At 35.4% G+C, this 25,176-nt stretch carries 19 protein-coding genes; 5 read left to right on the forward strand and 14 right to left on the reverse strand.

Annotation, left to right across the window (positions count from 1 at the left end):
* Positions 1-59 precede the first annotated feature (59 nt).
* Positions 60-446 carry an Mpo1-like protein gene (locus B9T28_RS04805; protein ID WP_086202816.1) on the reverse strand — a complete coding sequence of 129 codons (387 nt, stop codon included), beginning with the start codon at positions 444-446 and terminating at the stop codon, positions 60-62.
* A 264-nt stretch (positions 447-710) separates the two neighbouring features.
* On the opposite strand from B9T28_RS04805, the gene B9T28_RS04810 reads away from it, so the two are divergent.
* Positions 711-2,198, forward strand: coding sequence for a CYTH domain-containing protein (locus B9T28_RS04810; RefSeq protein ID WP_086202817.1), 1,488 nt, complete (start codon positions 711-713; stop codon positions 2,196-2,198).
* 167 nt (positions 2,199-2,365) lie between these two features.
* The gene (locus tag B9T28_RS04815; RefSeq protein WP_086202818.1) at positions 2,366-3,835 is read left to right on the forward strand and encodes a CYTH and CHAD domain-containing protein; all 1,470 of its coding nucleotides are present in this window, start codon (positions 2,366-2,368) and stop codon (positions 3,833-3,835) included.
* Positions 3,836-3,862: 27 nt separating this feature from the next.
* Here B9T28_RS04815 and B9T28_RS04820 read toward each other — a convergent pair whose 3' ends face one another.
* Entirely contained in the window at positions 3,863-4,495 is a 633-nt protein-coding gene (locus B9T28_RS04820; RefSeq protein WP_086202819.1) for a hypothetical protein, read from the reverse strand.
* 108 nt (positions 4,496-4,603) lie between these two features.
* Here B9T28_RS04820 and B9T28_RS04825 point away from each other — a divergent pair, with 108 nt between their 5' ends.
* The gene (locus B9T28_RS04825; protein WP_086202820.1) at positions 4,604-5,005 is read left to right on the forward strand and encodes a DUF3144 domain-containing protein; all 402 of its coding nucleotides are present in this window, start codon (positions 4,604-4,606) and stop codon (positions 5,003-5,005) included.
* A gap of 136 nt (positions 5,006-5,141) precedes the next feature.
* Here the strand turns inward: B9T28_RS04825 and B9T28_RS04830 are convergent, their stop codons facing one another.
* From B9T28_RS04830 to B9T28_RS04840, 3 genes are all read right to left on the reverse strand, one after another.
* A complete protein-coding gene (locus tag B9T28_RS04830) occupies positions 5,142-7,925 on the reverse strand; it encodes a M16 family metallopeptidase (RefSeq protein ID WP_086202821.1) in 2,784 nt (927 codons plus the stop codon).
* 164 nt (positions 7,926-8,089) lie between these two features.
* Complete coding sequence (locus B9T28_RS04835) at positions 8,090-8,920, reverse strand: PhzF family phenazine biosynthesis protein (protein ID WP_086202822.1); 831 nt, start codon at positions 8,918-8,920, stop codon at positions 8,090-8,092.
* 139 nt (positions 8,921-9,059) lie between these two features.
* On the reverse strand, positions 9,060-10,451 hold the full coding sequence (locus tag B9T28_RS04840; protein WP_086202823.1) for an L-cystine transporter: 1,392 nt from the start codon (positions 10,449-10,451) through the stop codon (positions 9,060-9,062).
* Between the two features lie 489 nt (positions 10,452-10,940).
* Between B9T28_RS04840 and B9T28_RS04845 the strand changes: the two genes are divergently transcribed.
* Positions 10,941-12,125, forward strand: a complete 1,185-nt coding sequence (locus B9T28_RS04845; protein WP_086202824.1) for a YbfB/YjiJ family MFS transporter — start codon at positions 10,941-10,943, stop codon at positions 12,123-12,125.
* 292 nt (positions 12,126-12,417) lie between these two features.
* Here B9T28_RS04845 and B9T28_RS04850 read toward each other — a convergent pair whose 3' ends face one another.
* The 7 genes from B9T28_RS04850 to B9T28_RS04875 form a co-directional block, all read right to left on the reverse strand.
* On the reverse strand, positions 12,418-12,738 hold the full coding sequence (locus B9T28_RS04850; protein WP_086202825.1) for a DUF4124 domain-containing protein: 321 nt from the start codon (positions 12,736-12,738) through the stop codon (positions 12,418-12,420).
* A gap of 271 nt (positions 12,739-13,009) precedes the next feature.
* Positions 13,010-14,266, reverse strand: coding sequence for an NADP-dependent isocitrate dehydrogenase (gene icd / locus B9T28_RS04855; protein WP_086202826.1), 1,257 nt, complete (start codon positions 14,264-14,266; stop codon positions 13,010-13,012).
* A 516-nt stretch (positions 14,267-14,782) separates the two neighbouring features.
* Complete coding sequence (locus B9T28_RS04860; RefSeq protein WP_171263464.1) at positions 14,783-16,960, reverse strand: TonB-dependent receptor; 2,178 nt, start codon at positions 16,958-16,960, stop codon at positions 14,783-14,785.
* A gap of 684 nt (positions 16,961-17,644) precedes the next feature.
* Positions 17,645-17,878, reverse strand: coding sequence for a hypothetical protein (locus B9T28_RS04865; protein ID WP_086202828.1), 234 nt, complete (start codon positions 17,876-17,878; stop codon positions 17,645-17,647).
* Positions 17,879-18,214: 336 nt separating this feature from the next.
* Positions 18,215-18,514 (reverse strand): hypothetical protein, encoded by a 300-nt coding sequence (locus B9T28_RS04870; RefSeq protein WP_086202829.1) that lies wholly within the window; start codon positions 18,512-18,514, stop codon positions 18,215-18,217.
* 238 nt (positions 18,515-18,752) lie between these two features.
* A complete protein-coding gene (locus tag B9T28_RS14850) occupies positions 18,753-18,902 on the reverse strand; it encodes a hypothetical protein (protein ID WP_171263457.1) in 150 nt (49 codons plus the stop codon).
* Between the two features lie 353 nt (positions 18,903-19,255).
* Entirely contained in the window at positions 19,256-19,642 is a 387-nt protein-coding gene (locus tag B9T28_RS04875) for a GNAT family N-acetyltransferase (RefSeq protein ID WP_252053485.1), read from the reverse strand.
* 336 nt (positions 19,643-19,978) lie between these two features.
* Between B9T28_RS04875 and B9T28_RS04885 the strand changes: the two genes are divergently transcribed.
* Complete coding sequence (locus tag B9T28_RS04885) at positions 19,979-20,800, forward strand: rRNA large subunit pseudouridine synthase E (protein ID WP_086202831.1); 822 nt, start codon at positions 19,979-19,981, stop codon at positions 20,798-20,800.
* A 34-nt stretch (positions 20,801-20,834) separates the two neighbouring features.
* Here the strand turns inward: B9T28_RS04885 and B9T28_RS04890 are convergent, their stop codons facing one another.
* Both B9T28_RS04890 and B9T28_RS04895 read right to left on the reverse strand, forming a co-directional pair.
* Entirely contained in the window at positions 20,835-22,463 is a 1,629-nt protein-coding gene (locus B9T28_RS04890) for an LA2681 family HEPN domain-containing protein (RefSeq protein WP_086202832.1), read from the reverse strand.
* A 178-nt stretch (positions 22,464-22,641) separates the two neighbouring features.
* Entirely contained in the window at positions 22,642-24,873 is a 2,232-nt protein-coding gene (locus tag B9T28_RS04895; protein ID WP_086202833.1) for an NADP-dependent isocitrate dehydrogenase, read from the reverse strand.
* Between the last annotated feature and the right edge of the window lie 303 nt (positions 24,874-25,176).

The raw sequence follows: 25,176 nt of genomic DNA on the forward strand, positions 1-25,176 counted from the left end.
TACTCCTACTATCTTTATTATTAACTGCCGTCACTTACAGCATTAGACAGCGTTTTAAATTAGCTCTCAATTTTATCAAACTTACGGTCTTTTAAACTCAGATTGCCTCGCACAATATCCGAGAGCATTCGCCAATCCGAAATAAAACTATATAAAGGTTGTTTAAAACTGGCAGGTTTATTCTTTTCGAAGACAAAATGCCCTACCCACGCACAAGCATAGCCTGAAACCAGTCCATAAATAAAATATTTAGGCTGGCGTTGGCGAATAGCTTTACTAAAAAAATAAATACCGACACTACTTCCAACTGCATGTAATCGTCGGCTCATAATATGGCGATGTTCTGTAAGGTAAAAACGGTAAAACTCTGAATAATTTTTAATAGGTAATTGAAATTGTTGTTCTGTTGGCACTAACACTTGTTTTGGCTCGACCTGCGCATTCATAATGCTCTTCCTGATGCTTTTATATTGCTTAAGATTACAATAATGTAGTTTGCGGTTAAATAAAAGCCAAATCAAAGATACTCATCTTAAAAAGTTAACAAAGTTTAAGCAAATTCCATACTGCTCATATGCCGTTGCTCCCGTGAATTGCGTTACAATATAAAACTTCATTAATAATACTGAGATAAAAAACCACATTTTATCCCTTTGTTATTCTTCATTATAAATTCTCATAAGCTGAATATAAATTTTTAGGACTTAGTCATGGTTGAAGTTGAATTAAAATTTCAGATTCCCGAAGCACGACGCAATGCAATACTTAAAGCAATAGATCCGAAAAAATCTGAAATTATTCAATTACAAGCTAAATATTATGACACTGAAGATCGTCAGCTTGCCCAGCACGGTGTCGCTTTACGCCAGCGCTTAGAAGGTACGCAATGGGTTCAAACACTGAAAACTGCAGGTAAAAGCCACTTACATCGTTTTGAAGATAATCATGTGCTCACTCCTATACAAAATAATATAGATGAAGATACAACTGCATGGTCGCCCGTACTTAATCTTGAGATTTATCATCATAATCCCGAAGCACAAGCTATTCTGAAAAATGCTTTAGGTGAGACTCAATACCCACTTCAACAACAGTTTGAAACTGACATTCAACGTACCTGTCGCGTGATTCAATTTGAAGATGCTGAAATTGAAATTAGTCTGGATATTGGAGAAGTTCGTACAGATTCAGCACGCCAAGAAATTCACGAAGTTGAATTTGAACTGAAAACAGGTTCTGTGCAGTCTTTATTAGCGTTTAGTTTTGAATGGGTCAAGAAATATCAACTCTGGTTAGATGTTCGCAGTAAAGCTGAATTTGGAAATTTACTGGTCACTCATCAAACAGTCAGCCCTGCAAAACTTGTGAAAGAAATCCAACTGAATAAAAAAGACTCTGCCGATCAGAATCTTAGACTACTTATTGCCAACCAACTGCAACATTTATTACCAAATATTGCAGCCATCTCTGCTCAAGTTGCAACAGCAGAACATATTCAACAAGCACAGACGGCTTTACATCATCTACATTTAAGTTTGTCTTTATTTAAAGATTGGACGGATACCAAAACAGATAAATGGGCACATCAACTTTCCGCATTTAAAAGTCATTTCGAAAACTTACAGCATTTTGAGCATATGCAACGCACTTTAGGCGCTTTATTACAAAACCCTAAAACTGCCGAAAGTTTAAATAAAGATATTTTATATGCACAAGAAAAACTGAATAACTTGGTGAAATCGACGCAGAATGTACAACATTATTTAGAATTGTTAATGTTCAGTTTAGGTACTTCGGAAAAAACTCAAACTCACGATTTAAAATGGTTCGCGCAAAATGCATTACAAACGCAATATAAACAGCTGCAAGATAGTCTAACTAAAGCGGATCTTAACGATTTTGAAAGCTTAGATGAGCTTGCTACACGCTTAAATGAATTAAAATTTAGTTTCCCCATCCTTACCAATATTTATGATGTCAAAAATTTGCAAAAATATAGTAAGTCACTCAATGATGCTCAACAGGCCTCTGAACAATATCAAGTTTTAACTTCATCCTCTTCTTATTTACAACAAACTGATCTAGAGGCAAGCGATTGGTTTGCTTTAGGATGGCTTACAGCAAAGCAAGAAGCGTATGCTGAAAAGCTACTAGAAACAACAGAACAATTTTTAGTCAGCCGTAAATTCTTGAAATAAATAATCTATCAGATCATTTTCAGCTGCGGTATAAACTAAAAATGATCTGATGTTTCTATGACAACAAGAACAAAAAACACTCAAAATTACATTTAAAGAAGACTTGTATTTAATATCGACGGAATAACAATAAGAGTCGAGTGATAACAAAGTTAGGACATGTCACGATGTCAAAAATAGAATTAAAGTTTCAAATTCCTAAGGATCAAACCGAATTACTCATCAAAGCATTACAAAGAAAGAATGCTCAAAAAATGCAGCTACATACAAACTATTATGATAGTGATGATTTTAAATTATCTCAGCACGCTGTTTCTTTAAGACAACGACTTCAAGATCAAAACTGCGTTCAAAGCTTAAATATTCAGACACAAAATCAGAGCAAGCATTCCGAGTTCAATATCAATTTTGAGCAACAAACCAATCCAGCTTTAAACTTACAAGCTTATAAGTACAACAAACACATTGATAAAAATATAATAAAATTACTCAATTCACTGCAAAACAACTTAAGACTTCAATTTGAGATACAAGTCGAACGATGGGTTACCATCTCTAGTTTCCAAAATAGTAAAATCCAAGTCCAGCTAGATCAAGGTCAAATTTCACACAACCATCAAGTTAAAGATCTTATTGAAATTAAATTCCAACTTCAACAAGGAACGATTCAAGACTTCATTTCTTTTATTTTTCCATACATTAAACGTTATCATCTCTGCTTGAATGGATATACTAAACTGCAACAATGCTATTTACTGGCACAAGGATTAACGGAATATCCAACCCAAAATCAGTCCACATTACAATTAAAGCATCATGATTCAAAAGCCGTTGCTTTAAAAAAAATGATTCAGAATTGTTTAGAGCATCTCCTACCCAATAGTACAGCCATTGCATCAGGATACTTTAATAGTCAACATGTGCATCAAGCTCGAGTCGCCATTCGGCGTTTACGCAGCGCATTCAGTATGTTTAGCAACTGGAGTCAACACGTTGATCCAATTTGGACCAAACAATTGGCTATTATTTTTAGACAATTAGGTACTACACGTGATTTAGATGTAATTGCAGAAGAAATTGTTCCAAAGTTGTTAAAAGCTGGTGCACCAGAGTTAAAGCTCCCTCTATCAACACAGCAAACCTCTATTTCCCTTCAGCAACTGTTTCAATCTTTGGATTTTAACAATCTAATCCTGTCTTTATTCCAATTTATACATCAACCCAACATAGATTCATCGGAAAAAAATAATCAAAAAATATCGATTAAAAAGATCATCCAACTGCATCAACATATCCAAAGAGATGTTCAAAATTTATTAGAGCAAGATATCACCACACTTCATCGCATACGAAAACGCCTAAAACGATTACGTTATAGCATTGATTTTATTTCATCTTTATATAAAAGTTCCGAAGTTAAACGCTATTTGCAAACTTTAAAACCAGCCCAAGATATGCTCGGTCAATATAATGATCTCATCCTTGCAGAAACGTTTTTCCGCAACAATATCAAGAATGATCCCAATGCTTGGTTTGCTTTGGGTTGGATTGCTGCAAACCAACAACATCAATTACAACAAGCTGCACATTATCTTCAAATTTTTGCCAATATACGTCCCTTTTGGCATTCGGCATAATCTTATGAGATACCCAAAATTGTCATTTTAGCGATTCTTCCCATAGACTTTCCATGTGCCATTATCTGCCAATGGATCACTATAACTATCATTACGTTGTTTACGTGGCTTATCACGTGCGTCAACCAGTTCAAAATGTTGTTCTGTACTTAACACAATACCATTCACATAAAATCGCGTTCGCGTATATTCACTTTGCCCATGTTGAAAAACATAGGTCCTTAAGTCAATAAACTCACGATGTGCAACCAATGCAGCAGTATCATCACTCTCTAACCATGCAGACATTTCTGCAATTTGATCGGGCTCAAACTGACCACATTTATCCAGTAAACTCGCAATTCCTCTAAATGTTTTAGATTCTTTAGCTCGCGTTTTATTAATATGAATACGATCCACATGAAAGAAAAATAACGGTAAATTCAAATGACTCGGTAAATGAATGGCATCTAAAGCTTCATCCTCCATAAAGGATTGGAATAACGCCTGTGCCCGTTCGATTAGAGCTGTCCACTGTTGGTAATATTCAGCAACTAATTGTTTCGAACCATAATAAATGGGTAAACCTTCGACATTTTGCAAATCTACAGCCGGCCAAATATTTTGACGAAGCAAGGCTATATCACTTTTTAAACTTTGCACCGCAATTGCATCTTGCATTCGATTTCCATATTTAATTGTACTTAGGCTATTTTAGAGTAAGACAATGGTTCAGTTTCTGCAAGGCTTTGCCTATAATGTAGAGGTATTTTATTAGTGGAAAAAGTCATGTCTCAAAAAATTGATGCAACCGATGTCACCGAAGAAGAAGCTTTGAATGCTGTTTTTTTTGAGCGTGCTGATGAATTTATTAAACAAGCCAATGATTTTTGTCGCCCACCCAAAGGAAAAAAAACAGATCCTGCTGAGTTACGTGGACAAGTAAGTGCTGCAATGCTGTTTGGTACAGCACGCTTCAATACATGGGTTGCGGCAAATACTTTTCAAACAGCTGAAGAAATGCGTGAAGCTAAACAGCAAGTGACTTCTTATGTCTTACAACAATTTCAAATGATGTTGGAAGACAATTACGATGAATATTGTGAACAATTTGAAAACTATCTACGTTTCCGCAAAAACGAAGATTTTCATGCGCATAAACATGACAAAAAAGATGGTCATAAGCATTAATATGATTGAATAATAAAAAAGCCCTTTTGGGCTTTTTTATTATTCAAAACGTCAAATAAATTTTGTGACACCTATCTATTTATGCCCTTCAAAGAAAAATGACACTATTGGGCAGTTTTCCCAGCAATGATATTGCTTATTGGATAACAACATTTGATGACTTTATTGGTTGACCATATTGGTCTGCCATGACTTCCACTAAGTGATCAAGCTTAATATATTTTTTAATCACCGCATCAACATCCGCTTTTGTTAATTTTGCAAAATCTTGACTCCGCTTTTTCCATGTTGAAAAATCTCGATTTCGCTCTAACTGAGGGACGAGCATCCGATGAATAGCTCGCTCATCTTCTAGTGCGGTTACACGCTTTTTCATAATATCTGCTTTAGCGGCTTCCAATTCCTGCTCGGTAATACCTTGTTCCAATAAATCCAATAAGACTTTATGTACAGTCTGTGAAACTTGCGCAGATTTTCCAGCCGTATAATTGGCCTCTATACTAATCGCGCCCGATTCAGCCCAATCATCTAACTGTACTTGGCTACCAAAACCATAAACTAATGCATTTTTTTCACGTAACTCTTGACCTAAACGAGAAGATAGTTGTGAATCTCCAAGTATGTTATCAAGCACAATTAAAGCAGGTGCATCTGCATGATAAGCCCCAACTGGAATGGTCAATATACTTTGATAACTACCAAATTCTCGCTGTTCAGATAAAGCATGTACTTTTTGAGCTTGATACTGTTCATAGGTTGAGGAGAGTCGTTGGAATTTTTCCTGACCATTCCATTGAGCAAATTCAGCATTTAATAGTTTTTGCATCGCCTTAGCATCATACTGTCCGGTAATAGCAATTTGTGCATGATTCATTGCAAAGAATTTTTGATATAAATCTTTAACGCGTTGGTTCGTCGCCGCTTGAATTTGTTTCTTCGCCAATTCAGGTTCAAAGTGATAACGTAAATCACCTGGTGCGTAAACTTCTATAAGTCGTGCAATGGTCAAAGCCGAAACTGTTTCTGGTTCAGTGTAAGGACGATCCAAACTGGCAAGACTTTGTAACTTAATTAAATCAAACTGTGACTGTTCAAATTTAGGATTTTTCATTACTTCTAAAATGTATTTAAAGAAGTCATCAAATTTTTCCTTTTTCGCCGAAATCTGAATCGTCATGCCATTGCCAGCAGCTGAAGCCATTGCCATACCGCCCGACTCAATGGATTTATCTGCAATGTCTTGCAAACTATACTGATCAGAAGCACGTAATAATAAATAAGCCGTGAAATCTAAAATTTCGCCTTGATTAAATAATGATTCTGCCGTTCCAAAGTCAACATTAATGGTGGCATAGGTTTTATCATCACGGGTGGATGTTGGGAATAAGGCATATTGCATCCCATTTTTGAACTTTCCTCGCTGTATTTTCTTTTCTGTTTTTGCAACATATTGCTGGGACTTCTTTAAATATTGAGCAACTTCTGTTTTATAAACACTAATATCTTTTAAAGGTTCAGATTTAGGTGTTTGCTGATCTATAGTTTTCGGGTTATCTGAATTTTTCTGTTCCAATGCTTTTTTCTGTTCTTCAGGTGTCGGTTGAATATCCCCAGAAATACGATGCTGCGGGATTAAAAAAGCATTCAAAGTGGAATTGGTTTGTGCAACACTTAAATTTTGGATCGCTTGCTGATCTTTAAAATACTGTGACCAATCACCATGTGAAGACACCACATAGTCACTTAACATTGAACCGACAGAAACTGCATTTGCTAACAATGTTTCTTGACCATTTTTAACTAAATTTTTAACACGATTCAGCTCGGTTAAATCAAAATTTTGATCTTTTTCAGTATTAGCAATCAGCGCAGTTTCAATTTTTTTCGCATCATGATTCGGTGCATAAATCGCTCCAAGAAAGACGATATTGAAATCTTGATCAGACCATGTCGTTGACTGCACATTATTCGCAATCCCCGTTTCAACCATGTCTTTATACAAATGCCCACTCGGTTGCATGGTGTAAAGATATGGAGTAAGCGCTAAAGCCGGACGAATTTGTGGATTTTTCCCATTCATATAAATATTGAATTTAGCTAAATCACTGCCTTTTTTTACCACAAAATTACGGTCTTTGATCTTGGCAGAATCAAGGAGTGGGACTTGGGTCTGTGTTGGAATTTGACGTGCTGCAATCGGACTAAAATTTTTATCAATTTGTTTGAGAACTTCAGCTTTATCAAATTTACCTGAAACGACCATCACTGCATTATTGGGTGCATACCATGCGCGGTAAAATTGATTTAATTCATCCATTTTAATTGACTGTAATTCGGGTAAATCTCCAATCGGTAAACGTCCTAAATATTGATTACCATAAGCAGATTTCCACATCTGATCCATCAATACTGCAAACGGTTGGTCCATACGAACTTCACGTTCACGCATGACAATATTAATTTCAGAAGGTACAAACTTTTCTTGAAGCACTAATTTATCCATACGCTCAGCTTCAAGATAAATGACTTCATTTAGAGCATTCTTTTCAGGACGTACGATATTCGTATATTTAGTCGAGTAATAATCGGTACTGGCATTGGCCATTAACGTATATTGATCTAAGCGGCGTTGAAACTCTTCATCTTTTACATTTTGTGTACCCTTAAAAGCCAAATGCTCGAGTAAATGTGCCAGCCCACCTTTCCCTTTTGGATCATTCAATGATCCCGTCAAATACACTGTATTGACAAAAACTTTGCTCTCTTTATTATTCGGAGCAAGTAATATTCTAAAACCATTCTCTAATTTATATTCTTCAATATTTTGTTCAGATTTCACCAAAATGGTTTGTGCCATTGATGAAGCACTAAAACCTATTAAACAAACCGAAAGCGTAAGTTTTTTCAAGCGCATCAACATAGAGTTTCCAGAGTCTTCTAAGAAATTTTAAATTTTATAAGCGGTTTATCTTAGGGAATATGCATTAGATTAAATAGTAGAGTTTTGAAAAAAGCCGCTTATTACAACGGCTATTGTCACTGTTTTGCAAATAAAATGATTGAAATGATGCCTACATTTAGCCATTAAATCTTAATTTCTGCTTGCATATACAATTGTGCATAACCTGATATTTCAATCCGTTCAGCTGACTTAATTTCACAAAACAATTCACCTCCACGTGCCGAAGCTTGATAAGCGATTAAATTATTTTTGTCTAACTTTTCAGCCCACAATGGTGCCAATCCAGTATGCATAGAACCCGTTACAGGATCTTCATTAATACCTTTCTGTGGTGCAAAGTAACGCGCGACATAGTCATATTTTTCAGAATGAGCTGTAATTGCGAGATCTAAATTTTTATATTCAGCCGTAATCGCTGTGCTTACGCCATGCACATCAGCAATGGCTTTTATATTGATAAGATTCGGTTGTGCAGAGATGACATCTTGTTCTGATTCACATACTAAAATAAAGGCTTGCTGATTTAAATAAACAGCTTTAATCGGTTTATCAATAACTTCATTTAATAATTTTGGATATTCCAATATTTGAGATGCCCGACGAATGGGAAAATTCATTTTAATTTTCCCATCTTCAGCCTGATGAATGATAAAGATGCCTAAATTTTTAACATGAAACTGGATTTTCTTTGCTGAGGTGTAATCTTTAAATAAAACAAATGCTGAAGCTAAAGTCGCATGTCCACAAAAGTCCACTTCAAGCAAAGGAGTAAACCAACGTATTTCATAATTTTCAGCATCGATACATTTCACAAATGCTGTTTCAGCAAGATTATTTTCTAAGGCGATATTTTGCATTAACTCATCATTGAGCCACTCATTCAAAACCAATACTGCCGCTGGATTGCCTTTAAATAATACTTGAGTAAAAGCATCAACTTGATACATTTTCATGATGAATATTCCTTCAGTTTTAAGTATTTTATCGCATCATAAAAATGAATACAGATACAATTGATTTAAATAAATAGATACAGATAATAAAAAGGCATCTCCGAAAAAAATGCCTTTTTAAATCGTATTCTATAAATGCTTAGCTATGCTTTAAATCTTCCAAGTCATCTGATTGCATAATTACTTGATCTGTCTGCCCCATCAATTGACTGGTCACCATGCCTGCAGTCATTGAACCATCAACATTTAATGCCGTACGCCCCATATCAATTAATGGTTCAATAGAAATCAATAATGCAACTAACGTGACAGGTAAACCCATAATCGGCAATACAATCAACGCAGCAAAAGTTGCTCCACCACCTACACCGGCAACACCAATCGAACTGAGTGTCACCACACACACCAAGGTCAAGATCCAAATCGGATCTAAAGGATTAATACCTACAGTCGGTGCAACCATGACCGCTAACATCGCTGGATACAAACCAGCACATCCATTTTGCCCGATTGTGGTACCAAATGATGCTGAAAAACTTGCAATAGATTCTGGAATTCCTAAACGGCGTGTTTGTGCTTCAATACTGAGCGGAATACTTGCCGCACTCGAACGACTAGTAAATGCAAAAGCTAAAACAGGCAGCACTTTTTTAAAGAACCGAATCGGATTCACACCGGTTAGTAGTAATACTAAGGCATGCACGACAAACATAATGGCTAAACCAATATAGGATGCCACGAGAAAACCACCTAAATTCACAATATCCGCAGCTTTTGAACTTGCAACGACTTTGGTAATTAAGGCAAATACACCATAAGGCGTAAGTGTCATTACCAAACGAACCAGTTTCATCACCCATGCTTGTAAAGTATCTACAGCTGCAACGATTCGATGCCCTTTTTCAACATTGTCTTTAATTAAGTTAATGCCAGCAATGCCCAAGAAGGTCGCAAATATCACCACGCTAATAATTGATGTGGGATGTGCCCCAGTCAGTTCAGCAAATGGATTACTCGGAATAAATGATAAAACCAAATCAGGTACACTTAAATCAGTGACTTTCCCCATATAATCGGTTTGAATTGCATCTAAACGTGCAGTTTCTTGTGTACCTTGAACCAAACCTGCGGCAGTTAATCCAAATAAATTGGTAACAAATACCCCAACCAAAGCGGCAATAAAGGTGGTAATTAGTAAAGTACCAATACTGAAAAAACTAATTCTTCCTAGAGATGAAGCATTATGTAATTTAATCACGGCACTTAAAATCGAAACAAACACCAATGGCATGACCACCATTTGTAAAAGTTTCACATAACCATTCCCAACCACATTAAACCATTGAATCGATTCATCTATAACAGCAGTATTTGATCCATAAATCAGATGTAAGCCCAAACCAAAAACCACACCCAAACTCAAACCAGCAAATACTTTTTTCGCAAGACTCCAATCTGTCTTACGCGTTTGCATGAGCAATACGATTAGAGCTATGAATATCACGATATTCAGGATTAATGGGTAGTTCATTGGTATTCCATAAGTTCAGTTATGCAAATTATAAGGTAATCTCGATGAGCTAAACAGCCTTTATCATTTTTGTAGATATTGTTGCTCATTTTTCAGCACCTTGTATCTATTTAAAAAACAAAGTCATATCGACTTAATGCATAAATCAGCTAAACTTTTTCTTAAAAATGCTAAAGCATTTGGCTTACACATTATTCCAAAGATTTGAATCAATACAGATAGTCACCCCATTCCATTGAAATATTCTTTCCTTTATTTAGCCATACCTCATCAATTTCACATCCTTAAATGAATCAAAATCCATTTTCAGTCTTCTCAATCACATAACGGTTTCAATATAGACGAACTTATATAAATAGAATCTGCAATACCCTATATTTCACTTTAATCATATCTTAAGTCTAAGTAATTTGGTCTTGTTTTCTTCTAGAGTTAGATTTATCGTTTATTCAATATTTAACCAAATAGTAAATAATCAAAAGGAACAGGATGTTCTCGAATAAAGTAAAACTGTGTCTTTTTCTTTGCTTAAGCATGTGTTTAGGTATCGGAATTTTACGTTTTTCCTATACGGCCTTACTCCCTAGCACGCGTGAAGCATTTGGATGGTCAACTCAATTTGCCAGTATTTTGGGTAGTGCAAATTTATTCGGTTATTTAATCGGTGCTTTTTGGGCGATGCGGATCCCTCAAAACAAAAATATGCCGCTATATATTCAAGCGGCTGCAATTGTAGGGACAATCAGTTTACTCAGTTGTTCTTTTTCTAATTTTGCTGAAATTTGGTACGTGTTGTGGCGCATCATTTCTGGCATTAGCGGCGGTTTACTGATGATTTTATCACCGAGTATCGTCGCTCAGTGTTGTGAGTTAAAAGACCGTTTCACCATTCATTTTATCGGATTTAGTGGTATTGGAGTGGGTATATTACTTGCGACGTTATTCCTTCCTTATCTTGATCAAATTTCCACTCAAACAGCATGGAGCATTTTATTTGGATTTTCACTTAGTATTACTATTTTTATCAGTATTTTACTCGCAACATTTAAACAGCAACTTGTGACCCCATTAGATCAAGCTCCGCAAGTCATACCAATGACTGGTTTATATTTAAGTTTAATTGTTGCCTATGCATGCAGTGCATTTTCTTATGTCCCTCACTCACTTTTTTGGATTGACTACCTCAGTAACACATTGCATCTAAATTTATTGTGGATGAATATTAATTGGATTTTATACGGCGTTGGTAGTGCTTTCGGTGCATTTACAGCATATTTACTTGCTAAAAAGTTTGGTAATTTCACTGCACTAAAAATTTTGTATAGCATGTATATCTTCGCGATCTTTATCGCCACCATCAGTCACACGTCTATTTTAACTTTTACATCTTCATTTCTGACAGGAATGCTGAATCCTGCTGTCGTATTTCTAACGTCTTATACCATTTTACAGCTATATGGTATGGCTTATAAAAAACTTTGGAGTATTGCCACTCTCAGTTTTGCAATGACACAATTAATCGGTGGTTTAACCTTTAGTACACTTCAGCATTTGGGTATTTCGTATCATCAACAGTTTACCCTTGCTTCTGCAGTTTTATTTTTAGGAACGCTACAATTTTTTGTATATTCTCAAATCCATAGATCTCCTCATAAATTAATTAAGCGCAACTGAACTTACATTACTGATTAAGCCATCTAATTGAGTCGGTGGTTTAGTAAAATAAGACAAACCCTTGCGAAAATGATGCTCTGCATAAGCTTCTATTGTACAAGCAACCCCATTTAAAGCTGTGGCAAATATAATTGAATACTTTTAATCACCTACCCTTGGATAAAAACACCCTCGCCCCCACCCTGAAAAATGCATATACAAGAAAACATAATAAAATAATGTAATTACAATAATTATTACTGCGATTCCTTTATATATAGCATGGGTTTCAGTGAATCTGATAAGAAATATATTAACGATTTTTAGTCATTCGATAAGCTTCTTGCGCTATTGCTAGACTTTTCTTTTTGCCTGCTTCCGTATCTGCTATTTCATTGGATGTTCCATTACTCGAGCTATGCTGAAGATGTTTTTGTTGAGAATAATGCTCAGCTTCAAACTGATTTTGCTTTTTTTCTTGAATTTGCTTGTGTAGATTTGGCTTGATTATAGCACTTGGACATGGTCGAGATTGATACGTTATAGTCCCTTTATTTTCACATTTGTATACGCTATCTGCTTGTGCAATTGTTGAAACCCCAAGAAATAAAAAAATCATCAAACTCATTTTCATTATTACATTCCTTATAAGTACATATAAAATTAATCTTTAAACTAGCGAGTTATATTGCAATCATATTTAAGCTAAAATTTAATGAATTGTATTTAGAACTAACATCAAGCATTTGATTATATTAAGTTTTATATCCATCAACGTCTGTGTGTCTTGATCAATACCAATTTAAAAAAATATAGAATATCTTGTTGTTCTAAATGAAGCATTGTCTATGTTCTAAAAAAAACCTGCAACCAGTGCAAGTTTTTTAATAATCCTAACTAATCAATTATTTATCCATATTTTTAATGATTGCTTGACCAAATTCAGAACAACGTAGAAGTGTTGCATCTGGCATTAAACGCTCGAAGTCATACGTTACAGTTTTTGCAGCAATCGCTCCAGAAATACCTTGAATAATTAAATCAGCAGCTTCAACCCACCCCATATCACGAAGCATCATTTCAGCAGAAAGGATGATTGAACCTGGGTTTACTTTATCCTGACCTGCATATTTCGGTGCAGTACCATGCGTTGCTTCATAAACCTGAATTGCACCACCAATGTTTGCACCCGGTGCAATACCAATACCGCCCACTTCTGCTGCCAGCGCATCCGAAATATAATCACCGTTAAGGTTAAGTGTTGCAATCACTGAATAATCGGCAGGTCGCATTAAAATTTGTTGTAAGAACGCATCAGCAATGACATCTTTAATGATGATCTCTTTGCCAGTTTTAGGATTTTTAATGCCTACCCATGGACCACCATCAAGCAGCTCACCACCAAAACGTTCAAGTGCGACTTCGTAGCCCCATTCTTTAAACGCACCTTCGGTATATTTCATGATGTTGCCTTTGTGAACTAAAGTCACGCTTGGCTTATCATTATCGATTGCAAATTGAATTGCTTTACGAACTAAACGCTGACTACCTTCTTTAGATACAGGTTTAATACCAATACCACAGTTTTCTTCAAAACGAATTTTAGTAACGCCCATTTCTTCTTTTAAAAATTTTATAACTTTTTTAGCTTCTGGAGAACCCGCTTTCCACTCAATACCGGCATAGATATCTTCTGAATTTTCACGGAAAATAACCATATCAGTTAATTCAGGATTATGAACAGGTGTCGGAACCCCTTTAAACCAACGTACTGGACGTACACATACATAAAGGTCTAGTTCTTGACGTAATGCGACGTTTAAAGAACGAATACCACCGCCTACTGGAGTCGTTAAAGGGCCTTTAATAGAAACAACGAATTCCCGAAGCGCTTCGAAAGTTTCTTCAGGCATATATGTTCCATAAATTTTATCTGCTTTTTCGCCACAGTAAACTTCCATCCATTCAATCGAACGTTTACTCCCGTATGCTTTTTGAACCGCAGCGTCTACTACAGCTTTCATTGCAGGTGTAATATCCACACCAATACCATCACCTTCAATGAAAGGAATGATTGGATAATTTGGAACATACAGTGACAAGTCTGCATTTACAGTAATTTTACTACCATCCACAGGCACGACGATTTTTTGATAACCCATTGTACAATTTCTCCCTTTGTAACAGCGAATCTAAAAAATAATTGCCAATTAGCAATGCTTTCATCTGTTGTTAATGCATATAATCCTAATCTAGATTCAATATTTTTGAGATTTATATGAGAAATAACAATATTTCTTGATTAAATAACACTCAATTGTTTTCAACAGTATGTAATTACAAAAATGACTCCCTATGAAAATTTTCATTCTTAATCATTCTAAATACATGAGTTTGAATTGATCTATTTTATGACAGTTACCCGTTGTTCTCCGACGCTAAAGTTAAGACCTAAGATGAACGTACTAGACTTTTATAAAAGTACGAGAAAATCACTTTAAGCGTAAAAATAGAAAATTATCATGGAAGAACAAGTACTGTAAAAAGTCATCCTTAATCACTCTATCTCAGGATAGTGAAGCCCGACAGGCATCATACCGAGTACAATAAATACGAAAAAGCCCGACAAAATATCGGGCTTTTTTATTCATTTAAACAATATAGACTTTAAAACTATATTAGAAAAAATAATTAACTCTCAATAAATAATTCCGAGGAGTTCCAGGCATAGAACTAGAGCGCCAGTATTCTTTATTCGTTAAGTTATTTACTGCAATAGTTACGCCCCACGTATCATCCTTATAACCAATCGCGGTATCTAAACGAGTAAAATCTGGCATTTTTGTAGTATTTTTATCTGAAGTATAATAAGAACCAACATAGGTTGCTCCCATTTCTCCATACCAATTTTGTGTAGGTAAATATCGGACAAATAAATTTCCTGTATTTTCTGATATTCCAGATAATTTTTTACCTTTTAAACGATCCGCTTCAATTACAGTTGAACGGCTATCCTTTTTCCATTCAGCATCGGTATAACCATAGCCCCCACGCACATACAGATTTTCTAGTACTCTACCAATAAAACTAAACTCCACACCTTTTGATTGTTGCTTTTGCCCGACTTCCCAATCATTAGGTCTGTTTATAGAATCTGGCTGATAGCGTATATTATTTTTAGTAATATCATATACAGAAAGCTGAGTATTCAAGCCCCCACCTAGCCAATCACTTTTTACACCAATTTCATATTGTTCATTAAATTGAGGCTCAGCATCGTATAAACTTGGATCTATTGATGTGCTCACGCCTAATAGCCCTCGACCGCCATAAGGTGCAAAACTTTTACTATAAGATGCATAAAAATTTTGCCTTTCAATTGGTTGCCAAACAAAACCAATATTTGGACTTAAACTATCGTCACGATAAGATTTTTTACTATGATTACGAATATCATTGGTTGCGAAATCATAGCTATCGTATCGAAGACCTAACATCATTTTATATTTTTCGTTGAATGAGATTAAGTCTTGAAGAAAGAAGCTTAAAGAGTTGGCATCTGTTTCACTATGTGATGTTTCAGGAGGACGCGTACCATTCAGCGTTGACCAGCCAGATGATAGTGAGCTATCTGACGGATTAAATGGATTGACGTAACGATAATAAAGCCCTGCACTGTTGCCACTCGAATAGTTCCCAAGTATGGGTTCTCTTTTTTCATTGGACCAATCACTACCCAACATAATTTTATGATCTAAAATGCCGGTTTTAAATTGTCCCGTAATATCAAAGGTATTCATTAAAGTTTTATTTGTGGTTTGTTGCCAAGCATAACTTTGACGTATTTTTCCTTGCCAGTTGCATGCTTTACCATCAATTTGTAACCCTGCTTCTGAACACCAAGTTCCACCAAAGAAATTATCAAAATCTTGGAAAGATTCACGATAACTTAAAGCCCAGTGAAATTTCCAATCAGGTGCAAATTCATATTTAACATCCGTTCTAAGTGATTTGGTTTCATCAACAATATTGTCAGTATCTCCAGAAAAACCAGTTTTAATCGAAACACCTGAAGGTAAGTTATCGTAACTCGGCCCTCTATCTGGGGTTCTATTTAAACTGTCGTAAGTAAATTCTGTTGTCCACGTTAAACGTTCATCATCACTACGATAAGTCACACTTGGCGAAAGCATTTCTTGATTAAATCCAATACCTGAACGAAAGCTATTCGCATCTGACTTTTCACCAACCAAACGTATTGCCCAGTTATCATTTAAAACTTTATTAATATCGACAGTTCCACCAACATTATCATAAGAACCGACATATGCTCCAACTGAACTTTTAGAGTCAAAGTTAGCAACTTTTGTCACCATATTAATGACCCCACCACCTGCACTGCGACCATAAAGTACAGAAGCTGGACCTTTTAGAATTTCTATACGTTCAACATTAGCAGTACTGCGTCGATATTGCCCACTTTCACGTACACCATCACGGTAAATATCATTGGTATCTGCATTAAACCCGCGAATGGATATACCATCATTTCGCGCATCATAGCTCGTAGAAATACCAGGTGTCCCTTGTAACATGACACTTAAATCATTAGCACCGTAAAGCTTATATTTAGAAACATCTATGGTATCAATCGTTTGTGGAATATCTTTTTTATCTAGTCCATTTCTAGTGACATTTGCTTGTTTGTAATCTACATATGTTTTAATTGGATCCCCTTCATCCATCGCTTCAATTACAATTGTAGAAAAAGTTGTCGTCGTATTGGCTTTCTCTTCTGGAATGTTTGAGTCAGCAAATGCTGAAGAAACAAAAAGAAACCCAGTTGATAACATCATAAGCGTTAAATTATTTTTAGGGAAAAACACGGCCACACCAAATATAAATGATAATCATTAGCATTATAGTGCTTATTAACAACATTATGTAACAATTTTTTCAAAATTTCTCTTTAAAAAGATCTAATTACTACATGAAATTTGAATGAATTTTAAAAATGCAGTTATACCTAACCTTTTTTATTGATGATTCCTCAATTCTTTAGACATTGCGTCACGAAGAATTCTGTTCATCCATATTTAATCACCTTTACTTTGAGCTTTAAGTCATTGCATGACATCTGATCAATCCCATTATTATCCTGTACCGTCTGAGCAATCAGTAAAAAAACTTCCCCACGACTAGATCTATCGCTTGCCACCGATATTCCTCCTTTTCCAAAGCGATCCTGCTTTATATTTTATTTTCATGGATTTCCACCATTTAAGTAAACATCCACTTGCAGCAAGCAATAAAAACCATCTTGAAAGGTGGTTTAAAACTTCCTCACTCATTTGAATCAAAACACTATTCTTTCTATAGAGAGTAATTTAAATCAATTGATGAACAGGAACAAAAGCTGAAAGAATCATGATTAAATTAAAAAGACTGCATCCTATACCGCACAGAATACAGTCCTTAAAAGTCTCTTAACATCTGGTCCAATTTTGGGGAGTCAAATCATGAGCATGAGGAGGATTAAATTAGTTCATTTTCCATGTAAATGGTGTGTCATTACCATTTGAAATTCCAACTTCATATCCTAAAAACTTCATATCCACCATACCTGTATCCATTGGGATCGTTTTAATAAAATCACTTTGGTCACTCAGTAAACTTTTATGAGTGTCAGAGCTGACTAATAGGTAATTTGGTACTGAATGGTTTTGATCTATGTAGTCAAAAAATGCTTGTTTTATTTGATCTGGCAAAGTCATTTTATACCTCGACAAATAATCTGATTAAAATGCAGAAAACCCGCGGGTTGATGATCTGTTTTTAGAGGTTCTTCTACTCGCTTAATAATTGTACACCAATTATTCAAAACCATCATAATTTTACTATCCTAATTTCTTCCTATTAGCCCTCCAAGAAATTGACATTTTGATTTTCATATCATAAAAAAAGATTAAAGATTGGACCGATATTGCTGGGGAAATGGGATTTCATTATATTCGTTTTAAACTTGATCAAATTGAATCAAGTTCTATTATTCGATGCATATTAAATGACTTCGGTAGAAAATTGTACATGGCGTATGGTGAGATCTTTGCTTAGTCAAAGTCATAACCAATGGTGTCTGATTTATCCCAGCAACTATATAAATGCTCTAAAATATCGTCTTTACTCATACCCTCCAATACATAAAAAATCTTAAACTCTTTATTTATTTTCATAACCATTAAATTATAAGTTTCTATAACGTCATAATTACCCAAAGGGATTCCATGACTAAGTCTGTATTCCATTAAGACTTGCATTTTTCGGGTATTTTCACGTTCAACCTGCCACATAGGTTCTTTGGATTGTTCAACATCTCCAGATGTGCCACCACCAATAAATGCAACTCTCATAAAAACAACTATACAATTAAAGTAATTTATCTATATCAAATTACTGAACCCAACACCACTTCAAATCATTAAGCACATTTTAATGAATATCTCATCTCGTCTCAGCCGTATGGCTTTCATAATATCTTCATAAGTGTCAGTCGAAAAATACGACTTTTTATATGTCTTTCTTCTACTAAAAAGCCACCTATTACGGTGGCTTTTATAAATACTAAATCACATAAATATTGAATTAAAATCACTCTTTAGGAGAGTCATCATTTCCCTTGCTTGATTTTCCACTTTTATCTAAATTTTTATCTTTAGACTTTTGAGGATCCCTTTTATAGAACTGATAACAACGACCAATCGCTATTCCTGTTCCTAATAGTGCTACAGTTTTTAACATGTCATACCTCACACTTATTAAAAATAAAGCCAACTATTATTAGCAATTCTAATTGTTACATTCCAACCCAATTTATAGTTAGTTTTGTTATTTTTATATGATGTGCCTAAATATGAATGTAAATTTTTAATCTGTACTTACAATCGAATCATCACACTTTCTATTGCAATCACTTTACTATGCCTTAATCTAAACGGCTTAAATTTTGATAATTCGTAAGTTCACCCCCAATAGCACTACAATTTTTGCATACATTAAGCCCATTAAAAAATACCCAAAGGTGATTTTATCCGACAATTTATACAAAATAATGACCTATCTAATTTGAAACTTATATAACTTTACATGATATTTTAAATGATTCGCGCATCCAAAAATACTAAGCCTTCTCGATTAGCTTTTAAATAAACCTCTGGCGCACTATATAAATCAGAGATAATTGCAACTTCTTGAGCATTGAATAAATCTTCATAGATTTTTTTCGCAAAATTATTCCCCCCAGTTGTTACTAACACACTTTTTATCTTTTGATTTTTCGCTAATAATTCATTTTCAACGTCTTTAAGAGACTCTACGATTAGTGCTTTACTTAGTCCCAACCCTTGAAAATCGGGATGAATAGCTATTTGATCTAGCTCCAACACCACTTGATATCTTTTAAATTTCCCCCTTGATTGCTTGGCTTTATTTTTCATCTCTAAAATTGTGCTTAAACTACGATTCTTACCCTTATGCTTCACTAAAAACATCAATGCAAATTTAGCTGTGTAATCGACAAAATCAAATTTAAAAGTACTCCGCAACAATCCCAGCGAAAGAATTTATATTGCTACTCACTATCAGTAAAGATAAATTTTATATCCTAGTAAACACTGCAAATATTAAGCAGCCTATTCAACTTTGTGAAGAAAATCTGTTTTGGTATCCATCCTATGTAAAGAATAAAGTTGAAGAACACAAACCGGAATCTGATATAGTAGCCCACATATAGTGGGCTTTCTTTTTACCCCACCCTTCACAAAACGGGTAACACCAAAGCCACACATCAATTTATTTAGTTTAATTAATAGGTTACAATGAAAATCGTCATTCTTAATAAACCTTATGACGTTCTCTCCCAGTTCCGTGCAGATGAGAAACATCAAACTATCTCAGACTTTATTCAAGATCCTGACTTGCGTATTGCAGGTCGTCTTGATTTAGATTCAGAAGGTCTGATGTTTTTAACGGATCACGGTGGTTTGAACCAATTCATCACCAATCCAGCCAATAAAAAGTTTAAAACCTATCTTGTACAAGTTGATGGTGATATTACCGAGGAAGCACTTGAGCAGCTTCGTAAAGGTGTAGAACTTAAAGATGGTATTACACTGCCTGCAACTGCAAAAAAAGTTGATGAACCTGATTGGCTGTGGGAGCGCGTTCCACCTGTTCGTTTCCGTGCATCTGTGCCAACGTCTTGGGTCGAAATTTCAATTTGTGAAGGTCGTAACCGTCAAGTACGTCGTATGACTTCTGCCGTTGGCTTCCCAACTTTACGTTTGATTCGTACTCAAATTGGTACAATCAGCCTAGAAAAATTGGGTTTAAAACCGGGTGAACAAATCGAAATTGAGCCGTTATTGTACCCTGACTTTAAAGATGTGCCTGCGGACAAGCCGTATGAAGGTCGTTCTTTTGCAAAAAAGACCACCACGAAGAAACAACATTTCTCGGTTGCTAAAGATAAAGCGCGTGAAGAACGTGGCGAAGCACCATTTAAAGGTAAGAAAAAAGCTGGTGGTGGTACAACCCGTATTTGGCAAATGGACGATGCTGATAAGCCACGTCGTAAAACCAATGGTACGACACGTCCCAATACGAAAGCGCCTCGTGGTCGTGGACGTAATGCTCGTTAAAATTTGATTTTATTAAAGCTCACGTAAGTGAGCTTTATTTTTTCAAAGGCACTACTCTATTAAATACTAATTTATCTTCCTTACCTTTTCGTTTATTTTCCTCAAAATGAACTGCCAAGCTCAAATACAATAGTGCATTTCTAACTAGTTTAACTAAGACCATTAAAGATTCATAAAACTCAGATAGAGGCATTTCTAAGATATATTTAGCTTTCTTTTCTTTATCCAGAATACTTGCTTCAATATCCTTATACTCTTTAGTATTTTGGGAGTTTGATTGATCTAATGCCTTCTTTCTGCTTATTAACTCTTTATATTTAACAACATTATAAAAATCTAATTCCGAATTAACTCGATAAAAAAAATCATCTACAATCCTAAATGATCTATGTTCTAAATGATTTCTAATTTTAGCTAATCTAAGTTTTTCATGATTTATAAAAAATTCTTGCGAATTAGAATCACGCTCAATCTCCTTTAAAATATAAAATAAGGCATGTAAAAAATAATTATTAGACTCAGTCAATTCTGCTCTTGGCTTAAAAATACCATTCTTATTAGAACCAAAAATTTTATTAAAACTTATATCATGATCACCTATTGGCAGATCTAAATATTTAACAACAAAATAAGAAATCTTATCGAAAATTGAATATAAAATTCTAAAAGCCGACTTCATATGTGAAGTTTTTAAGTTATCTATCGCATGCAATGTGTCATCTGTATGAGAATACGTCATATTATAAAAGTGGCTTGATTCCTCTTTAATTTCCGAAGCTTGAAAAATTAAATAACGTGCATAAGCATACTCATTACGCAACTCATCAAAACTTGAATGGAATACCAATGTTTCTTTAAAGCTTAAACTTGTGTTAATTTTTTGCAATATTGAAGGTAAGCCAATAACATCTTGAAATACGATTTCTTCAATACAAACATCATTTAAGTCATTTATGAATAGCTTATTTTCAGCAGTCCAGCTTAGATAACGACCTTCTGTCTTCGTTTTAAATTTTTGTTTATATTCTTCAACAAATTTAAAATCATCATTCTGATAATTCTGTTCGAACCATTTATTAAATACATATAATTCACCATTTTCCTGTAATGGTATTTTCTGTTCTAACTCAAGCTTATCAAGATTTTTCATAGCCTCTCTAGCTAATTTATTAGCAAAAAAATAATGAATTCGAGTATGGGAATCATCGTATAGATAATTTCCTATAAAAAGTAAGCTTTGTGCTTTGGCAATAATAGCAACAGGATTTTCATCAATTTCTATTGCCTGATCCCAATAGTACTGTGCACAAAAACATCGACCTTGTGATGAAAGAAAATTTCCAAGATTAGTTAATCCAGATGAAAGTAGATTTCTTTCAGTATTCGATTTCTTTAAATAATAAACAGATTTTTGATATAAATTAACTGTATTTATTAAATCCTGTGAATACCAATTTTCATTCTGATACTTATAAAGTTCTGAACTACAATTCCCTAAAATGTAGTAAAAATAGCCCTTACACAAATCATTTTCAAAAGTAAATTGAGTTTCGCTATGCACTTTAAAAAACTCTATTAATTCATGCTTTCTATTTCCATCTAATAACAATACATCTGCCAACTCTGCTAATGCATTTAATTGCTGTACACCTAGTTCAATCATATTTCTCAAACATAGAGTTAATATATAAGCATATGTTTTACATTAGTTTTATATCACTTACAAATGAATTAATTTTGTAAATCTCCACTATACAAACCACATCCATAAAAAAGCCGGTGCATATACACCGGCTTTTTTACATCACCAACGAAGTTGTCAGTTTTGTATTACATTATGCTTAAACAAATGCAAGTGCAGCATTTAAAGTCGCACTTGGACGCATTACAGCATTCACTTTCTCTTGATCAATCGCATAGTAACCACCGATATCAGCTGGTTTACCTTGCACTTGAGCAAGTTCAGTAACAATCTTCTCTTCATTTGCATTCAGTTCTGCTGCAAGTGCAGTGAATTTCGCTTTTAACTCAGTATCTTGATCTTGTGCAGCAAGTTCTTCAGCCCAATACTTTGCTAAATAGAAGTGACTGCCACGGTTATCAAGCTCACCAGTACGACGTGATGGAGACTTGTCGTTATCCAACAATTTACCCGTTGCTTGGTCTAATGTCTTCGCAAGCAACTTAGCACGTGCATTGTCTTCTTTGATGCCCATCTCTTCTAAAGAAACAGCAAGTGCCATGAACTCACCTAGTGAATCCCAACGTAAATGGTTTTCTTCAACTAACTGTTGTACGTGCTTCGGTGCTGAACCGCCTGCACCCGTTTCGTACATGCCACCACCAGCCATTAACGGCACGATAGACAACATTTTAGCTGAAGTACCCAATTCCATAATCGGGAACAAGTCAGTCAGGTAATCACGTAAAATATTACCAGTCACTGAAATAGTATCAAGACCACGAGCTACACGTTCAAGTGTGTAACGCATTGCACGTACTTGAGACATAATTTGGATATCAAGACCAGTCGTATCATGATCTTTCAAGTATTTTTCTACTTTCTTGATCAATTCATTTTCATGCGGACGGTACGGGTCAAGCCAGAAAATTGCAGGCATACCTGAGTTACGCGCACGTGTTACTGCAAGTTTTACCCAATCACGAATCGGTGCATCTTTCACCTGACACATACGCCAAATGTCGCCTTCTTCAACATTCTGTGACATCAACACTTCACCTGTTTCAAGGTCAGTGATGTTAGCAATACCAGCTTCAGGCACTTCAAATGTCTTGTCGTGTGAACCGTACTCTTCCGCTTTTTGAGCCATCAAACCAACATTAGGTACAGTACCCATAGTTTTTGGATCAAAATTACCATTCCATTTACAGAAATTAATCATTTCTTGGTAAATACGCGCAAATGTAGATTCAGGCATTACAGCTTTACAATCGTAAGGTTTACCGTCAGCACCCCACATTTTACCGCCACCACGAATCATTGCAGGCATAGATGCATCTACAATCACGTCGTTTGGTGAATGGAAGTTAGTAATACCTTTTGCAGAATCTACCATTGCAAGTGCAGGACGGTGCTCTTGACATGCATGAAGATCTTCGATGATTTCTTCACGAAGAGAAGTAGGTAGAGTTGCGATTTTTTCGTAAAGACCAGACATACCGTTGTTTACGTTAATGCCTAATTCATCGAATAATTTACCATGCTTTTCGAATGCATTTTTATAGTAAATTTTCACACAGTGACCGAATACGATCGGATGTGAAACTTTCATCATAGTTGCTTTCACGTGTAAAGAGAACAAGATGCCTGCTTCACGGCAATCTTCGAGTTCCTTTTCATAGAAGTCACAGAGTGCTTTTTTACTCATGAACATCGAATCAATGATTTCACCATCCTTTAATGCCACTTTTGGCTTAAGAACGATTGTTTCACCACTTTTCGTGATCAATTCCATTTTCACATCACGTGCACGGTCAAGTGTCATTGACTTTTCACCGTGGTAGAAGTCGCCTTCTTCCATGTGTGACACATGCGTCTGTGACCACTGCTTCCACTCGCTCATTGAATGTGGGTGCTTCTTAACGTAATTTTTTACTGCAGCTGGTGCACGACGATCAGAGTTCCCTTCGCGCAGTACAGGGTTCACAGCTGAACCTAGACACTTGCTGTAACGCGCTTTGATCGCCTTTTCTTCTTCAGTCACTGGATTTTCTGGATAATCAGGAATTGCATAGCCCTTCGACTGTAGTTCCTTAATACACGCCATCAATTGGCCAACAGAAGCACTGATATTTGGTAGTTTGATGATATTCGTGTCTGGATCTTGCGTAAGATGGCCTAGCTCAGTGAGGGTATCTGGAACCTTTTGCTCGTCACTAAGATAATCTGCAAATTCTGCAAGCACACGTGATGCTACAGAAATGTCAGTTTTGACGATCTCGATGCCAGCCGGTTTAGTAAAGGTCTCAATGATCGGCAGCAGTGAGTAGGTCGCCAATAGTGGCGCCTCATCGGTCAATGTGTAAATGATTGTTGACTTTCCACCAGCCATATATAGCCCCTTGCATTGAATTGAGTTTTTTAGGACTAAGCTTTTGACTCAGCCCTGCGAACCGATTTACTTAAATGAAACATTTAAAGCATTGGTGCTCATTGCACCTCAGTCAAAGTAATCTCTTTGCAGATTGCTTTGACTGAAAATTTATACACATCAGTGTTGTTCACCAATGTTGATATTCTACTTGAAATTTCATCTTTTTTCGAATATAGGTAGGTGCAACAGGTTCCTTCGACCGTACCCACGCAGTTAATCACTTGAATGAGGATTTGAATACTCAACAAATAATTAGTAATA

Source organism: Acinetobacter silvestris, assembly GCF_002135235.1.
GTDB classification, from domain to species: domain Bacteria; phylum Pseudomonadota; class Gammaproteobacteria; order Pseudomonadales; family Moraxellaceae; genus Acinetobacter; species Acinetobacter silvestris.

Bases quoted from the DNA above. Each gene is read 5' to 3' on its own strand.
- B9T28_RS04805 (WP_086202816.1), bottom strand. From the start codon at position 446: ATGAATGCGCAGGTCGAGCCAAAACAAGTGTTAGTGCCAACAGAACAA.
- B9T28_RS04810 (WP_086202817.1), top strand. From the start codon at position 711: ATGGTTGAAGTTGAATTAAAATTTCAGATTCCCGAAGCACGACGCAAT.
- B9T28_RS04815 (WP_086202818.1), top strand. From the start codon at position 2,366: ATGTCAAAAATAGAATTAAAGTTTCAAATTCCTAAGGATCAAACCGAA.
- B9T28_RS04820 (WP_086202819.1), bottom strand. From the start codon at position 4,495: ATGCAAGATGCAATTGCGGTGCAAAGTTTAAAAAGTGATATAGCCTTG.
- B9T28_RS04825 (WP_086202820.1), top strand. From the start codon at position 4,604: ATGTCTCAAAAAATTGATGCAACCGATGTCACCGAAGAAGAAGCTTTG.
- B9T28_RS04830 (WP_086202821.1), bottom strand. From the start codon at position 7,925: ATGTTGATGCGCTTGAAAAAACTTACGCTTTCGGTTTGTTTAATAGGT.
- B9T28_RS04835 (WP_086202822.1), bottom strand. From the start codon at position 8,920: ATGAAAATGTATCAAGTTGATGCTTTTACTCAAGTATTATTTAAAGGC.
- B9T28_RS04840 (WP_086202823.1), bottom strand. From the start codon at position 10,451: ATGAACTACCCATTAATCCTGAATATCGTGATATTCATAGCTCTAATC.
- B9T28_RS04845 (WP_086202824.1), top strand. From the start codon at position 10,941: ATGTTCTCGAATAAAGTAAAACTGTGTCTTTTTCTTTGCTTAAGCATG.
- B9T28_RS04850 (WP_086202825.1), bottom strand. From the start codon at position 12,738: ATGAAAATGAGTTTGATGATTTTTTTATTTCTTGGGGTTTCAACAATT.
- icd (WP_086202826.1), bottom strand. From the start codon at position 14,266: ATGGGTTATCAAAAAATCGTCGTGCCTGTGGATGGTAGTAAAATTACT.
- B9T28_RS04860 (WP_171263464.1), bottom strand. From the start codon at position 16,960: ATGATGTTATCAACTGGGTTTCTTTTTGTTTCTTCAGCATTTGCTGAC.
- B9T28_RS04865 (WP_086202828.1), bottom strand. From the start codon at position 17,878: ATGACTTTGCCAGATCAAATAAAACAAGCATTTTTTGACTACATAGAT.
- B9T28_RS04870 (WP_086202829.1), bottom strand. From the start codon at position 18,514: ATGAGAGTTGCATTTATTGGTGGTGGCACATCTGGAGATGTTGAACAA.
- B9T28_RS14850 (WP_171263457.1), bottom strand. From the start codon at position 18,902: ATGTTAAAAACTGTAGCACTATTAGGAACAGGAATAGCGATTGGTCGT.
- B9T28_RS04885 (WP_086202831.1), top strand. From the start codon at position 19,979: ATGAAAATCGTCATTCTTAATAAACCTTATGACGTTCTCTCCCAGTTC.
- B9T28_RS04890 (WP_086202832.1), bottom strand. From the start codon at position 22,463: ATGATTGAACTAGGTGTACAGCAATTAAATGCATTAGCAGAGTTGGCA.
- B9T28_RS04895 (WP_086202833.1), bottom strand. From the start codon at position 24,873: ATGGCTGGTGGAAAGTCAACAATCATTTACACATTGACCGATGAGGCG.